The organism is Bacillus pumilus, assembly GCF_003431975.1.
Classification (GTDB): Bacteria; Bacillota; Bacilli; order Bacillales; family Bacillaceae; genus Bacillus; species Bacillus pumilus_N.
On the sequence record NZ_CP027116.1, the window covers coordinates 3,228,825 to 3,242,955 of the forward strand.

The 14,131-nt window shown below is 41.0% G+C and carries 21 protein-coding genes; 6 read left to right on the forward strand and 15 right to left on the reverse strand.

Annotation, left to right across the window (positions count from 1 at the left end; translation table 11 throughout):
• Window positions 1-13: 13 nt before the first annotated feature.
• From C5695_RS16760 to C5695_RS16775, 4 genes are all read right to left on the reverse strand, one after another.
• The gene (locus tag C5695_RS16760; RefSeq protein WP_117731731.1) at window positions 14-760 is read right to left on the reverse strand and encodes an alpha/beta hydrolase; all 747 of its coding nucleotides are present in this window, start codon (window positions 758-760) and stop codon (window positions 14-16) included.
• A gap of 124 nt (window positions 761-884) precedes the next feature.
• Window positions 885-1,118 (reverse strand): preprotein translocase subunit SecG, encoded by a 234-nt coding sequence (gene secG, locus C5695_RS16765; protein ID WP_106050740.1) that lies wholly within the window; start codon window positions 1,116-1,118, stop codon window positions 885-887.
• A gap of 186 nt (window positions 1,119-1,304) precedes the next feature.
• A complete protein-coding gene (locus C5695_RS16770; RefSeq protein ID WP_117731733.1) occupies window positions 1,305-1,595 on the reverse strand; it encodes an AbrB/MazE/SpoVT family DNA-binding domain-containing protein in 291 nt (96 codons plus the stop codon).
• 26 nt (window positions 1,596-1,621) lie between these two features.
• The gene (locus C5695_RS16775) at window positions 1,622-1,855 is read right to left on the reverse strand and encodes a helix-turn-helix domain-containing protein (RefSeq protein WP_024719830.1); all 234 of its coding nucleotides are present in this window, start codon (window positions 1,853-1,855) and stop codon (window positions 1,622-1,624) included.
• A 154-nt stretch (window positions 1,856-2,009) separates the two neighbouring features.
• Here C5695_RS16775 and C5695_RS16780 point away from each other — a divergent pair, with 154 nt between their 5' ends.
• From C5695_RS16780 to C5695_RS16790, 3 genes are all read left to right on the forward strand, one after another.
• A complete protein-coding gene (locus C5695_RS16780; protein WP_117731736.1) occupies window positions 2,010-2,414 on the forward strand; it encodes a helix-turn-helix domain-containing protein in 405 nt (134 codons plus the stop codon).
• A gap of 130 nt (window positions 2,415-2,544) precedes the next feature.
• A complete protein-coding gene (locus C5695_RS16785; RefSeq protein ID WP_117731738.1) occupies window positions 2,545-2,946 on the forward strand; it encodes a helix-turn-helix domain-containing protein in 402 nt (133 codons plus the stop codon).
• Between the two features lie 82 nt (window positions 2,947-3,028).
• Window positions 3,029-3,349, forward strand: coding sequence for a catDE operon transcriptional regulator CatR (locus tag C5695_RS16790; protein ID WP_117731740.1), 321 nt, complete (start codon window positions 3,029-3,031; stop codon window positions 3,347-3,349).
• Window positions 3,350-3,430: 81 nt separating this feature from the next.
• Here the strand turns inward: C5695_RS16790 and C5695_RS16795 are convergent, their stop codons facing one another.
• The 4 genes from C5695_RS16795 to C5695_RS16810 are packed head-to-tail and all read right to left on the reverse strand — an operon-like array spanning window position 3,431 to window position 6,888.
• On the reverse strand, window positions 3,431-4,120 hold the full coding sequence (locus C5695_RS16795; protein WP_060698327.1) for an ABC transporter permease: 690 nt from the start codon (window positions 4,118-4,120) through the stop codon (window positions 3,431-3,433).
• 21 nt (window positions 4,121-4,141) lie between these two features.
• On the reverse strand, window positions 4,142-5,059 hold the full coding sequence (locus C5695_RS16800) for an osmoprotectant ABC transporter substrate-binding protein (protein WP_117731742.1): 918 nt from the start codon (window positions 5,057-5,059) through the stop codon (window positions 4,142-4,144).
• 13 nt (window positions 5,060-5,072) lie between these two features.
• Window positions 5,073-5,726, reverse strand: a complete 654-nt coding sequence (locus C5695_RS16805) for an ABC transporter permease (RefSeq protein ID WP_117731744.1) — start codon at window positions 5,724-5,726, stop codon at window positions 5,073-5,075.
• Between the two features lie 13 nt (window positions 5,727-5,739).
• The gene (locus tag C5695_RS16810; RefSeq protein ID WP_117731746.1) at window positions 5,740-6,888 is read right to left on the reverse strand and encodes a betaine/proline/choline family ABC transporter ATP-binding protein; all 1,149 of its coding nucleotides are present in this window, start codon (window positions 6,886-6,888) and stop codon (window positions 5,740-5,742) included.
• 269 nt (window positions 6,889-7,157) lie between these two features.
• On the opposite strand from C5695_RS16810, the gene C5695_RS16815 reads away from it, so the two are divergent.
• Entirely contained in the window at window positions 7,158-7,694 is a 537-nt protein-coding gene (locus tag C5695_RS16815) for a GbsR/MarR family transcriptional regulator (protein ID WP_117733173.1), read from the forward strand.
• A 55-nt stretch (window positions 7,695-7,749) separates the two neighbouring features.
• Here the strand turns inward: C5695_RS16815 and C5695_RS16820 are convergent, their stop codons facing one another.
• Window positions 7,750-8,382, reverse strand: coding sequence for a MarC family protein (locus tag C5695_RS16820; RefSeq protein ID WP_117731748.1), 633 nt, complete (start codon window positions 8,380-8,382; stop codon window positions 7,750-7,752).
• Between the two features lie 117 nt (window positions 8,383-8,499).
• On the opposite strand from C5695_RS16820, the gene C5695_RS16825 reads away from it, so the two are divergent.
• Both C5695_RS16825 and C5695_RS16830 read left to right on the forward strand, forming a co-directional pair.
• The gene (locus tag C5695_RS16825) at window positions 8,500-8,964 is read left to right on the forward strand and encodes a hypothetical protein (protein WP_117731750.1); all 465 of its coding nucleotides are present in this window, start codon (window positions 8,500-8,502) and stop codon (window positions 8,962-8,964) included.
• A gap of 15 nt (window positions 8,965-8,979) precedes the next feature.
• Window positions 8,980-9,444: a GNAT family N-acetyltransferase gene (locus C5695_RS16830; RefSeq protein ID WP_117731752.1), complete on the forward strand. Its 465-nt coding sequence runs from the start codon at window positions 8,980-8,982 to the stop codon at window positions 9,442-9,444.
• Between the two features lie 21 nt (window positions 9,445-9,465).
• On the opposite strand, the gene C5695_RS16835 is transcribed toward C5695_RS16830, so the two are convergent.
• The 6 genes from C5695_RS16835 to eno all read right to left on the reverse strand — a co-directional run bounded on the left by C5695_RS16835 (window position 9,466) and on the right by eno (window position 14,122).
• Window positions 9,466-9,747, reverse strand: a complete 282-nt coding sequence (locus tag C5695_RS16835) for a hypothetical protein (protein ID WP_117731754.1) — start codon at window positions 9,745-9,747, stop codon at window positions 9,466-9,468.
• Window positions 9,744-10,112 (reverse strand): hypothetical protein, encoded by a 369-nt coding sequence (locus tag C5695_RS16840; RefSeq protein WP_117731756.1) that lies wholly within the window; start codon window positions 10,110-10,112, stop codon window positions 9,744-9,746. The genes C5695_RS16835 and C5695_RS16840 overlap by 4 nt, the downstream gene beginning before the upstream one ends.
• A complete protein-coding gene (locus tag C5695_RS16845) occupies window positions 10,109-11,506 on the reverse strand; it encodes a hypothetical protein (protein ID WP_117731758.1) in 1,398 nt (465 codons plus the stop codon). The genes C5695_RS16840 and C5695_RS16845 overlap by 4 nt, the downstream gene beginning before the upstream one ends.
• Window positions 11,478-12,245: an ATP-binding cassette domain-containing protein gene (locus C5695_RS16850; RefSeq protein WP_117731760.1), complete on the reverse strand. Its 768-nt coding sequence runs from the start codon at window positions 12,243-12,245 to the stop codon at window positions 11,478-11,480. Before C5695_RS16850 ends, C5695_RS16845 begins: the two co-directional genes overlap by 29 nt.
• Before the next feature lie 58 nt (window positions 12,246-12,303).
• A complete protein-coding gene (locus C5695_RS16855; protein WP_117731762.1) occupies window positions 12,304-12,573 on the reverse strand; it encodes a hypothetical protein in 270 nt (89 codons plus the stop codon).
• Window positions 12,574-12,829: 256 nt separating this feature from the next.
• The gene (eno, locus tag C5695_RS16860) at window positions 12,830-14,122 is read right to left on the reverse strand and encodes a phosphopyruvate hydratase (protein WP_117731764.1); all 1,293 of its coding nucleotides are present in this window, start codon (window positions 14,120-14,122) and stop codon (window positions 12,830-12,832) included.
• Window positions 14,123-14,131 lie beyond the last annotated feature (9 nt).

The following is a 14,131-nucleotide window of genomic DNA, read 5'->3' on the forward strand; positions in this document are numbered from 1 at the left end:
ACCCCCTATATATTTAAATTGACCAATCAAGTGATTCTAAGAATGCATACACATCCTGATGAACCTTCTCCCGCTCTTTATCAAGCGTGATGACATGGCCCGATTCTTCATACCACTTTAAATGTTTTTCATCCGTCTCTACTTCGTTATAAATAATGTTCGCACTGTCTGTATTAATCATATGATCATGACGCGCCTGCACAACAAAAGTAGGTGAATAAATCATGTCGACATTGTTTCTGACATCTGCAATGAGCTCTTGCAAACCTTTGAGTGTATTCATTGGTGATTTCTTGAACTCTTTCATTTCTTGCTCAATTTGGTCTTCTGACTTACCCTCGAATTTCTTATAATTTCGGGCATATTCTAGTACACCCTGGTACATGACTTCTTCACTTTTTATGTACATAGGTGCACACATAGGTACAATTCCCTTTACAGGTACAGTGTAACCTAATTTCAATGAAAAAACTCCTCCGAGGGATAGTCCACATACGGCAATCTCTTCATAGCCCTCATCTTTTAAAAATTGATAGCCTTCTTCAACGTCTTTCCACCAATCGGCAGGGCCTGTATGAACAAGCTCTTCGGGCGGCACACCGTGTCCTTTGTATTGAGGTGCATGGCATGTATACCCTCTTTCATTCAAATAACGGCCAAGCATTCGAACATCGGCTGTATTTCCAGTAAAACCGTGAAGAAGTAGCACCGCCTTTTCTCCACCTTTAAACGTAAATGGTTTTGGTGTAACAACTTTCATGATGTGACTTCCTTTCCTTCTGTTATGGTTTATATTTTCCACTTGTATGTATGAAGCAAACACAAAAGAGTGCTGATAATAAAAAAAGGTCTGAAAAAAGATCAGACCTTCTGTTACCCGTGCCTTAGACGCCTAAATATGCCAATGCAAGTGTTAAGATGAAGAAAAGCACTGACAAAATAACCGTTAATCGGTGAAGAATCAAGTCAAGGCCTCTCGCTTTTTGTTTACCGAAAAGCTGCTCGGCTCCACCTGAAATAGCGCCTGACAGTCCAGCACTTTTACTTGATTGTAGTAATACAACGATGATAAGTGCGATACTGACAATTACGAGTAATGTGATAATAAATGCGTGCATGAAAACACCTCCAGACAAACTGGTACACATAACTTTATTTTACATGAAAACAAGGTGCATGTCACGAAACATCAAAATAAAGATTTCCTCTATATTGTCGACTTGATTTGTTATTTTGATTCAATTTCGCTCCAAAAAGATGTATGCAGCATTTTTTATATGCGTTTTTCAGTTTAAAACACGTTTTTAGCGTGTTGCTTCTTTTTTTAATAACTGTTTTAATTCTACTAACAAACGTTCAGCCCCTTCAGGACTCAGCATTACTTGACCGTTTCCATAGCTTTTGTTGTACTTCGTCACTTGTCCAGTTAACAGGCAGCTCTTATCTGCATCATATTTTTTCAGCATAATGGTTTGATCGTCGATAAAAATTTCTAGTAACTGCTCTTCTTTAATATTGAGTACCTTGCGCATTTCTGAAGGCAGAACAATTCTGCCTAGAGAATCAATGTGTCTAACCATCCCAGTCCTTTTCAATGACATTGCCTCCTTGATGATTTTATTTATTGACTTTTGTCAACGTTTTCATAGTAAAATAAATCTTCAAATTTTTTATCAAAGTAATGAATCATTTTGCCAATGACAAGCTGTCCTGGTTTCCGATGACCATTTAACACCCTGCTGAGCGTGGCAGGAGAGATGCCAATTTCATCAGCCAGCTGATTTAAAGACATATCGTTTTCGATCATATACTGCATGACAAAAGCCCGCCTGATCTGAATCTTTTCGACCATCATTACAACCTCCTATGGAATCAATATGTACAACGTGTAAGGCTCTCACATAAAACAGATTCATTAACTTATGTCAACACTTTTGCCCCTCAGCTATTTCCTTTGGTCAATGATCATACTAAAATAAGTCATATACTGAAATGTGAGGTTCGATGTCATGAATCACTTTGGTGAACAATTACGCATTTTAAGAGAAAATAGAAAAATGTCTGTCAATCAACTCGCCATGTATTCTGGTGTAAGCGCTGCTGGTATTTCTCGTATTGAAAATGGAAAGCGCGGTGTGCCAAAGCCTTTGACGATCAAAAAATTAGCACACGCCTTGAAGGTGCCTTATGAGGATTTAATGCTACTTGCTGGTCATATTGAACAGGAGCAAGTTCATGAAATGAAACCAAAATATGAATCCATGTTGAAAATCTATCAAAAGGCGCTGCAAAAGGATGTAGAACATCTCCCCATTTTTGACGGCGATAAATGGGAAAGGCTCTCCGCACAAGACATCAGCCAGCTGAATGAATACTTTCTTACGCTCATCAACCAAAAAAAGGCGAACAAATAGCGGGGCATAAACCTAATGTACATCCACTATTAACTAATGTCAATATTTTCATAGTGTTCTTGTTGCCAATAGTCAACAAATCGTGTAAAATAGACATATCTAATCTATTACCATGTGAGGTTTTGCGTTGATGAACTTTGGTGCATATTTAAGAGCGTTACGTGAGGAAAAGAAACTGTCAGTGAATCAATTGGCGATGTATTCAGAGGTCAGCGCTGCTGGCATTTCTCGTATTGAAAATGGGAAACGAGGCGTTCCGAAACCTCCTACGATTAAGAAACTGGCCGGAGCATTAAAAGTGCCTTATGAGGAAATGATGCAGGCTGCAGGCTATATTGAGGAAGCCTCTTCTGTCCATCAGTTGAAGGAAGAAGATTTGGCTTTATCCAAAATAAAGGAAGCTGCAGAGCAATATGAACTTTCTGATCTCGACATATTTAATGGAGACATATGGTCGACCCTGTCACAAAAAGAAATAGAAGATCTTAACCGCTATCTGTTATTTATATTAAACAGCCGTTCGCCATCATAGAATGTTTTCAGCATTGACAAGCTTTTTACGCTGATTTATGACAGATTTACGGTATAATGGGTTCAGATTGGAGTGAGGAAAGATGGATCAATCTGATATGTGCCCACGGTTTGAAAAGGCAGTTGAATTATTGAGTAAACGCTGGGTTGCACTGATTGTTTTTCAACTTCTCTCAGGTCAGCAGCGCTTTAGTGAAATTGAGGCCGCTCTGACTAATTTGAGCGGAAGAGTATTATCTGAGAGATTAAAAGAACTGGAAGCAGCAGGCATTGTAAAACGGGAGGTTTTTGCTGAAACACCGGTGCGCATTGAGTATTCTTTAACAGATATGGGGCGTTCACTTGCACCTGTTTTTGAGGAAATTTCGAAGTGGTCCTCTGAATGGATCACGCTTGAATCATAGGATCCCCGCATGTGAACTGCCTGATCATCATAAAACAACCTCCCTGACAGATTGTAAGGGAGGTTTTGTCTTTTCAACCATTTAAGCAGATGTCATGTTTTTTTCAGCTAATGCTTTTCTTTCTTTTTTCTTGTTTGTCGGGCTTAAATAGCGTTCAAGCCAGCCCATTACAAGATCGGCAATAATCGCCATGAGTGCTGTTGGAATCGCACCTGCTAAAATGATGGCAGTTCCGTTTGTGGCGTTTGATCCTCTGATGATGATATCACCAAGACCTCCCGCTCCAACAAATGTCCCAATCGCTGTTATACCGATGGCGATGACCAGTGCGGTTCTTAAACCAGCCATAATGACCGATAAAGCAAGCGGTAATTCAACCATTCTGAGCACTTGCCATTTCGTCATGCCCATTGCTTTACCTGATTCTAAATAGGCATGTTCAATGCTGACAATCCCTGTGTACGTGTTACGGATGATTGGCAGAAGTGAATACAGAAAAAGTGATAGAATAACTGTATTTGCGCCAAGTCCTAATACAAGCATCAGCACGGATAGCATCGCTAACGCCGGTATGGTTTGAATGACATTGGTAATGGCGAAGACCCAATTGCTCAACTTGCGGTAATGCGCCACAAAAATGCCTACTGGAATTCCGACAATTGCCGCAAACAGCACCCCATACGCTGACATGAGAAAATGCCGATAAAATTCTTCTAACACATATGAACCGTTCTGCTGATAATACGTCCATAATTGCTGCAGTGTGTCCATCAGCCGTGACACCTCCCCATCTTACTCAAAGTAATTGTGCTTTTTCAGGAAATTCTTCGCAACGGTGGCTGGCTCTTGAAGCTCCCCGTCGACTTGATAGTTAAGCTCTTGCATTTGCTCTGTATTGATTTTTCCAATCAACCTATTGAGCACCTTGTCTAGCCCTGGATTCTCTTTTAGGACTTTCTCCGGGACAACTGGTGATGCATCATATGGAGGGAAGAATCGCTTATCATCCTTTAAGATTTTGAGGTCATAGGCTTTGATTCGTCCATCTGTTGAATAAGCAAGCACAATATCCATTTTTTCATTTTTTAATGCATCATAGACTAAACCAATCTGCATTGGATACGTGCTTCCAAATTCAATTCCGTATGTTTTTACGAACCCTTCATAACCGTCGCCTTTCTTTTTAAGCCAAATATTATCAACTCCGAAACGGTAATTCTTCGCATTCTTTTTCAAGTCAGAGACCGTCTCTAATTTGTTTTCCTTCGCCATCTTTTGTGTCACAGCAAAGGCATACGTATTATCAAATCCATAGGAATCAAACCATTTGTAATCATAGCGTGTCTTAAACTCTTTTTGGACGATCTCCATCGCACGCTCGGGGTCTTTTTCGGCATCCAATCCAAGCGTACTTGTCAAATCTGTCCCTGTATATCTTGTCGCAGAAATGTCGATATCTCCATTTTCCATTGCTTTCTGCTGTACGGTATTGGAGCCTAGGTTTTTCACAATGGTTGTCTTTTTATCTGTGTAATGTTCGATCATTTCACTAACCATATAGGCCATGATTTCTGATTCGGTAAAGTTTTGTGCTCCAATTCGCAGCGTGCCCCCTGAGGAGCCGGCTAGTCCAGGAAGTGAACAGCCGCTTATCAATAGCAAGCATAGAGCAAGCAGTGCACTGATCCATTTTGTTTTTCGATTCTTCACATAAGCCAACTCCTTATGAAACTTCCTTCAATCCTTTTAAGCCTTCTGGTGTTACTTTTTTCTCCAGCTTCATCAATGTAAGGTCAATGATGACCGCTAAAATAGTGACTGGGATGGCACCTGCAATAATGTATTCCGGCTGATATAACTGAAGTCCAATTAAAATGTAGTCACCAAGACCGCCTCCACCGATAAAAGCAGCAAGTGTTGTCCAGCCGATTAAATAAATCGTTGACGTTCGGACGCCCGCCATAATGATCGGTACAGCCAGCGGGAGCTCAACAAGACGAATTTGTTCCCATGTTGTCATGCCGATCCCTTTACCGGATTCAAGTAAGTTTTTGTTCACACCTTGAACGCCGGCATACGTATTTCTCAAAATAGGCAAAACTGAATAGAAAAAGAGAGCAACGATTGCAGGTATTTTCCCAACCCCCAAAATAGGAATAAAAAATGCAAGAATCGCTAAACTAGGGAGTGTTTGAAAGATATTCACAACACCGATGACAAAACCTGCGCCTCGCTTCATTCGTGTAAGAACGACGCCTAAAGGAACGGCAACGATAATTCCTAGCACGACAGCAATTAAGGAAATATATAAATGCTCCCACATTTTTGTCAGAAGTTCTCCACCATTTTTCTCTAGAAAATCGATGATTTGATCCATGTGTCCACCTCCCTTAATTCATTTCAGTGACAGCCGCCGGCGTATCGTCTCCCCAGATGGAGTCGTACACAACATCTACAAGACTTGCACGTGTCACAATGCCTTTTAAATGCCCTTTGGCATCTACAACCGGTACATATTTAATACCGCGGATTAAAATTTTTCGAACAGTGTCTCTTAGAAGTGCGCCTTCTTGTACGGTATAGAACTCTGTATTTAAAATATCGCCAACAAAGGCTGCTTTTCTGCGGTTCGCATCGATTGTTTCAATATCGATATAGCCTTTTAGTACATGATGTTCATCGACGACAAGCAAGGAGTCGACCCGTTTTTCTCTCATGATGTAGATGGCGTCTGTTAATGTTTTTTCGACTGTAATGGTGACTGGTGATGTGTTCATCATTTGTTCTACACGTTCCATATTCGGATTTGATTGAAGCAGGCGTTCTTTTCCGATGAATTCTTCTACGAACTCGTTGGCAGGGTGACGCAGAATCTCATCTGGTGTGCCTACTTGGACAATCTCTCCATCTTTTAAAATCACAATTCGGTCAGCGAGTTTAATGGCTTCATCCATGTCATGCGTGACAAATACGATGGTTTTATTTAATGTTTTTTGCAACTTCTTAAATTCTTCTTGCAATGAATCTCGAGTAATTGGATCAAGTGCACCAAATGGTTCATCCATGAGGATCAGAGGGGGTTCTGCTGCTAGTGCACGAAGCACTCCGATGCGCTGCTGCTGTCCTCCACTGAGTTCATGAGGATAGCGCTCTAAATATTCCGGACCCATGTCGACGAGCTTCAGCAGTTCACGTGCTCGTTCTTTTCGTTTTTCTTCCGGCCATTTTAAGAGTTTCGGCACAAGTGAAATGTTTTGCGCGATGGTCATATGGGGGAACAGTCCAATCTGCTGAATCACATAACCGATTTCTCTTCTTAATTGGACTGGATCTTTTTTCATAATATTTTCTCCCTCGATGAAAATCTTTCCTGAGGAAGGCTCGATGAGTCGGTTGATCATCTTCATCGTTGTTGTCTTACCACAGCCACTCGGTCCAATAAAACAAATAAATTCTCCTTTTGCTATGTCTAAATCAATATTTTTGACAGCTTTTTTTCCGCCTTTATACGTCTTAGATACATTCTCTAGTTTCAGCAAATGAGACACCTCCAATTAGTTGGATCTATATTTTCAGAAAATTTATACCTTATTTATTATAGGGCAAACTTTATAAAATAAAAAGTTTATGATGTGTTTGTATTGCATAACATTTATTTAAAATTTTCAATTAACGATGTAATATATAGAGATCTCTCCTTTTTCCTCCGAATTGCTAGCAATTACTCAATATTTATTGTTTTCATCAACAAACAGGTATATGATATATTGTGTTACAAATTGTCAGTCGTGAAGGGATGAAGCTGGGAGTGGACAAGTTAGCGTTAGGCGCCATCCAAAAAGCACAGGATCATTATATTGAAAAAGCTGCGGAGAACATGAATGCCTTTGGTCTTTCTTCTACAGTCGGTAGAGTGCTTGGTATCATTCACATGAACCGTAAACCAATGACGCTGGGAGAGCTTTCAGAGGCGACCGGCATGAGCAAAACGCGGATGAGTCAAGTCGTTCGAGAAATGCTTGATTTGAATATTGCAGAAAAGGTTTATGAAAAAGGAATACGTAAAGATCTTTATGACGTTGAGCAAGATCAATACCAAACGTTCATTTCATTGTTTGCAGCCAATTGGTCACGAGTTGTCAGCAAAAACCGCAAGGCACATAAGAAAACGTGCAAGGAATTGCTGGAGCTGCTTGAACAAGATGACTTACCAGAAGAGACCGAGGATAAAATCAATCTGCTTCTTACAGAAATAAAGGAAAGCCTTGATTACTATGATTGGATTAGCCGATTAATTGAATTCTTCGAAAGTGAAGAAGTATTTAAGCATGTGCCGAAACCTTAAAAAAAGCTGTTTTATTTTACATCATTGTAGAAAAAAACAGCTTTTTTATATACACTTATGATAACAACATGGGAAACATCCCTTTTATCCCTGCACCGATCATCTCAACTGCCACTACAGCCAAAATTAATCCCATCAAACGCGTCACGACGTTCATCTCTGTTTTCCCCATTTTCCGCATAATGAAACTTGAATAATGAAAGGCATAATAGGTCATAGCAAGAACGATGACAATGCCGATTAGAATCATAAACATATGAAGCATCCCTTGACTCCCCGGGGTTAAACTCATCACTGTAGCGATTGTTCCGGGACCAGCAATGATTGGGATTGCCAGCGGTGTTACGGAGATATCTGCCTTCGCTTTGCTTTCTGCCTTCTCCTCAGAATGAGGGTTTTGGACGTGTGACTCTTTTGCATTCAGTAAATTGTAAGCGATGCCAAAAATAAAAATACCCCCGGCGATGCGGAGTGCATGAATATCGATTCCAAACAATTTGAAGATGAGCCTGCCTGCCAATAAAAAGGCAATCAAAATAATGAAAGAGACTACAATGGCTTTCTTAGCTGTCTGGGCGCGCTCTTTCTCTGTATAGCCTTCTGTTAAGGTGATGAAAAGCGGCACGTTTCCAATGGGGTTTGATACAGCAAACAATGAGACCACAACATGAATCATAAAGGAAATCAACAGACACCCTCCTTTTTTCATAGTGTCTGCCATTCTGATGTGAATATTCCCTTATGATGTTAAAACATGTATATCTTTAACCGATGATAATAGAGGTTTAAAGAAAGGGGTTCACTCATGAAGAAAACAATAACGATCATTCTTCTGTCTGTAGCGGTGTTATGCGCAACTGGCTGGATTGTTTGGCAGCAGCAGACGACCAAAAAAGCAGAGGAAAAACATCAACAAGAAAATAAAACGAAAGATCAGCAGCTCACGCAGTTAAAATCAGATCAAACGGATTTGCAGCATAAAAATGATGAACAAAAAAAGCAAATATCCACTGTCACAAAAAAGCTCAAAAAAGAAAAGAAAGCCTATGAAAAAGAAGTCAAACAGCGTAAAGCTCTTGAGGGAAAAGTCGATCAGCTTCAAAAAGAGCTGGCAGCTGCAAAAGCCACTGCTCAAGCGAATAAGCAGACCGCTCAGACTACAAGGAAAACAACTGTCAAAAAAGAACCGAATGTCACTCATCACCCTCCCTCACAGTGGGTACAGGACCAATATGATTGGGGCGTGAAACAAGGCTATATTAAAGAGTAGAAAGGATGAAAAAAAGTGATACAAATACGGCCATTGTCTCATGATCAAGCTCTCCCGATGGATCTTTTACTATTAGCTGATCCTTCAAAGGAAAAGGTTCTCGCTTATGTACAATCCGGCTCTTGTTATGCGGCTTTTCATGAACAGGAAGTGATTGGTGTCTATGTTCTGACATCTTTGTCTCAGCATACAGTCGAAATTATGAATGTCGCCGTGAAGGAGTCATGGCAAGGAAAAGGAATGGGGAAGCAGCTGGTCCGCCATGCGATCGCTGAAGCGAGAGCCGCAGGTTTTCATACGGTTGAAATCGGCACAGGCAATTCGAGTATTCAGCAGCTCGCCCTATATCAAAAATGCGGTTTTCGCATGGCGGCCATTGATCACGATTTCTTCCTTAGGCACTATGATGAACCGATTTTTGAAAATGGGATTCAATGTAGGGATATGGTACGGCTGTCCCTCACTTTTCAAGCAGACTGACTTTTGCTCAGCCTGCTTTTTTTATAATTTTCGCTTTTTCACAGCTTGAATTACATATTGAATCAAAAAGTAAAACACCGCACCAGCTAAAAAGCAGACAACGCATCCAAAAAGCGTCGCTTCTGAGCTGAATTGATACTCTTCAATTTTCATGATATAAAATGGCATGCCAAACAGAGTTGGACTTGATTCAATATGATTTACCTCTAGCAGCAATAAAAAGACAGGGGTCATAAACACAGCAAATATATACAGCATCGCAAGTGTTAAGCCGCTAGAAAACGAATGAAATACTTTGATCATCTCTTTCTCTCCTTCATCTCTTTTAAACTGGCTGTGATATTTTTTCCGTCTGGACAAGCCGGATGCAGCATCACAGTGTTCAGTAAAGAAAAAAATAGCAGCTGATGACTCACCTGATGCTTCCACATGAAAAAAAGCACAATCGAGCAAAACACCGGAAACAACGGACCGGCAAGTGCCACCAACAGATTAAAGCTCGGCCTGGCAAATGTCTCATGAACGACCGCCACATGCTTCCAATCAATCATTATCACAAAATCAAAAAGGGGTCTTTTTTCGATTTTGTTGCACGCCATAACCATCAGTATATGACCGAGTTCATGCATCAGCACAACCGCTAGTAAACTAAAGACAAGCCCTATCATCGCAATATAGGCCTTTTTAACATCGCAGCATATATACAACTGAAAAAGGCAAGTGAACCAAGCAGGTAGGCGGTGGCGAGAAGGTACACATCAGATGACAGCCACTCTAATAAAAGCATATCGATGAAGCTGAATACAGCAATCATCAACACGATCACAAACAGTTTATTAAAATCACTGATCTTCACGACAAACCCCGTACAGGCCGCCATAGCGGTAATCATTAATATGGACAAACTGGCTAAGACATGCCCTTCGCTTTCAATACCGATGACCAAATAGACAATTCCAATATACACAAAATATGTAAGCAAATTAATGGTGTAATAAAACAACATTCTCGACATTAAATAAGCGCCCTTTGATGTATTTAACATAAAGATGGCCCTTTGATTGATATGATATTCCCTGCCAATCATCAGCGGAAGCATGATCAATATTTCCTTTAACGCAAACTGCACAATAAAGGCATACAGCCAGCCAGTTTCTGCCGGTGTAAAAACAAATGGGAGCCCCACCGTCAAACAAATGAGAAAGAGAAATAAAATACCCTGCTCTTTAAAAACAGATGATCGGGTGAAATAGACCCATTCCTGCCGAAGATGCGTCAGAAAAGAAGAGCCCGTTCTGATTTTCTGGTAAGAAAACGACTTCACCTCTGTTGTTAGCTGCAAAAACATTTGATGGACATAGCAAGCCGCTAAACCTTTCACCCATAGCCATCCAGCGCTTAGCATGATCACGAGTAGCATCACATAAACAGCCGGCCAAATGCGAATCATCTCAACTGCTTTTTGAAAAAGGAGAAAGACCAATACGTGAAGTGCCGCAAAGCCGACCGTTTGCAGCAGCAAATGCTCTTTTGTTTTTGATATGAAATGGCTCACACCAATCCGTATCAGCATCCATGAAGCTAGCGTATACAGCGCCAATATAAAGCATGTCATGCATACTACGATGATCCAATACAGAGACGGTGTCACGCCGGTTATGAAAAGGCCTAATACAATCGGCAAATAAAGCAGTCCAGCCATGAGGAAGCAAAAAAGCAACGGAAAGAAATACACGCAAAGGATAAATGGTACACTTTGAATCGCACTATTTAAAAAGTAGAATTGATATTCTTGGCGCTTCAACTTATTGCGGGATAACACGATGCCTGCACCTACTAGTAAGAGCGACAATTTAATAAACTGGAGGTATAACGCAGCTGGTTCCCTTTCCCCTGCCTGTATGAAAAAGCGCAGGCTGATGACAACGTACATCGCATACATCAGCAAGAAAAAAACGGCGGCGGCGAGAAGCTGCAAAGGATACTTTTTTCCAAGCTGTTTTCCTTTCGTCGTCAGCATGCCCCATTCTATTTTATGAAGAACGTGTCGTGTCCAAATCATTGAGTAACCTCTCCACCTGCATATAGTAATCTCGATTCACTTCTTTATAAATCTCTTCAAGTGCCTGATGAGGATATGTCTGGGTCGTCTCTTGGCGTGACATATCCAGCTTGACGTCACCATTTCTTAAGATCATGAGGTGATCATACAACGTATCACCAAAGCTCAAATGATGAGTGGATATAAGAATGCCTGCACCTTGATCTCTCAGCTTCATGAGCACCTTTTTTAAGATGATCATCATATCTGGATCAAGTCCGTTTGTTGGCTCGTCGAACACATAATAATCACATGGTCTGAGAAGCTGCGAAATGATTTGGGTTTTCTTTTGATTACCGTGGGACAGCTGAGCGATTGGCTGATCCATATACGGACTCAGTTCAAACAAATCGGTAAATGTCTCTTCCCTTGTGACATCTTGCTCATTTGGCAGCTGAAGTAATTGAAAGTATTCCCTCGGTGTTAAATAATCGAACAACGCATGGTCGTCAGGAATATAGGAAACATGTTTTTTCAAAAGAGAAATATGAGCTGAAGATTGAAGGTTCAGCTGTTCACCATGTAAGGAAACGTATCCGGTAAATGGTGTCAGCCCAAACATGGCTTGGATCATCGTTGTCTTTCCTGCCCCATTATGCCCTAAAAGAAGCATCGTCTGGCCTTTCTCCACGTTCATTTGAATATGGCGGAGAGAGAAGGTGCGGCTGTACGTTTTTTCTTGTAATTGTAATGTCAGCATCGTATCCCTCCGTTTGTTTCAGATGGAACAGATGACCTCGCATCTGTTCTCATCCAAGTTAGAAGCCGCATTGGATTTTCACGTACATCCCTAAGAATTTGAACTCACCTAAAAATTTAGAGCCATTTCCAAAGGTCCTGCATGCCCAAATCAACGCTGCCACTGTCACAATACCTAAAATAGCGGCAAGGACATAAATCCAAAATGCATTTTTCTGTACGTTCTTAGAAGTTAGAATTCGTTGCTTCCTTTCATCATAAGCCGCCAATAGGTGAAGGACATACATATATACACCTACTGGAAAACGAAGGCTAAAAGGATTCAGCATCTCATCACCCCCTAATATATGTAAAATGATACCACCCCTTGACAGAAAGCATAAGTTCATTTTAGATCATATTTTTAGTCGGTTTTTCATGATCTATTGCTTATAAAGTGGGGTACTGTTGGCTTATCCTCTGACTGAAGGACGAGTTTTTACAAAAATAGGATGAGACGAATGAAACAGCTGATCGATCTTGTTCACACAAAAAAAACGCTGCGCCCACTCTTATGAAAGAGCGGGACGCAGCGCGGTGCTGACATTATTTATTCAAGTTATAGAACGTTTCAATGCCATGATATTGTGCTGTTTCAGCCAATTGATCTTCGATGCGAAGTAATTGGTTGTATTTCGCCACACGGTCCGTACGAGACGGAGCACCTGTTTTGATTTGTCCAGCGTTTGTTGCTACAGCGATGTCTGCAATTGTGCTGTCTTCAGTTTCACCAGAACGGTGAGAGATAACAGCTGTGTATCCAGCGCGTTTTGCCATTTCGATTGCATCAAATGTTTCAGTTAATGTACCGATTTGGTTCACTTTGATTAGGATTGAGTTACCAACGCCGTTTTTGATTCCTTCAGAAAGCTTCTTCGTATTTGTAACGAATAAGTCGTCTCCTACTAGCTGAACCTTGCTACCAAGGCGCTCAGTTAATAGTTTGTGACCTTCCCAGTCGTTTTCATCAAGACCGTCTTCGATCGAGATGATTGGGTATTTCGATACCATATCTTCATACCAGTCAACCATTTCAGCAGATGTTTTCACAACACCTTCGCCTGATAAATGATATTTACCGTCTTCTTTGTTGTAGAACTCAGAAGATGCAGCATCCATTGCAAGTTTCACTTCTTCACCTGGTTTGAAGCCAGCTTTTTCAATCGCTTCTACGATTGTTTGAAGTGCTTCTTCATTAGAACCAAGGTTTGGAGCGAATCCACCTTCGTCACCTACAGCTGTGTTTAAGCCTTTTGCACTTAATACAGATTTCAGGCTATGGAAGATTTGTGCGCCCATGCGAAGTGCTTCACGGAAGTTCGGCGCACCTACAGGCATAATCATGAATTCTTGAATGTCTACGTTGTTATCCGCATGCTCTCCGCCGTTGACGATGTTCATCATTGGCACTGGAAGCGTTTTGGAGTTGAATCCACCAAGGTATTGATAAAGTGGAATTTGTAAGAAATCAGCAGCGGCACGTGCTACAGCGATAGATACGCCAAGGATTGCGTTTGCACCTAATTTCCCTTTGTTTTCTGTTCCGTCAAGTTCCACTAACATTTTGTCAATCGCTACTTGTTCAGTTACATCAAAGCCTAAAAGCTCTGGTGCAATGATTTCGTTTACGTTGTTTACAGCTGTCAGAACACCTTTTCCAAGGTAACGGTCTTTGTCTCCGTCACGTAGTTCTACTGCTTCATATTCACCAGTAGAAGCACCACTTGGTACTAGCGCACGGCCGAAGCCGCCAGATTCTGTATAAATTTCTACTTCAACTGTTGGGTTACCGCGAGAGTCTAATACTTCGCGTGCATATACGTCAACAATGTATGGCATTTTAATTTT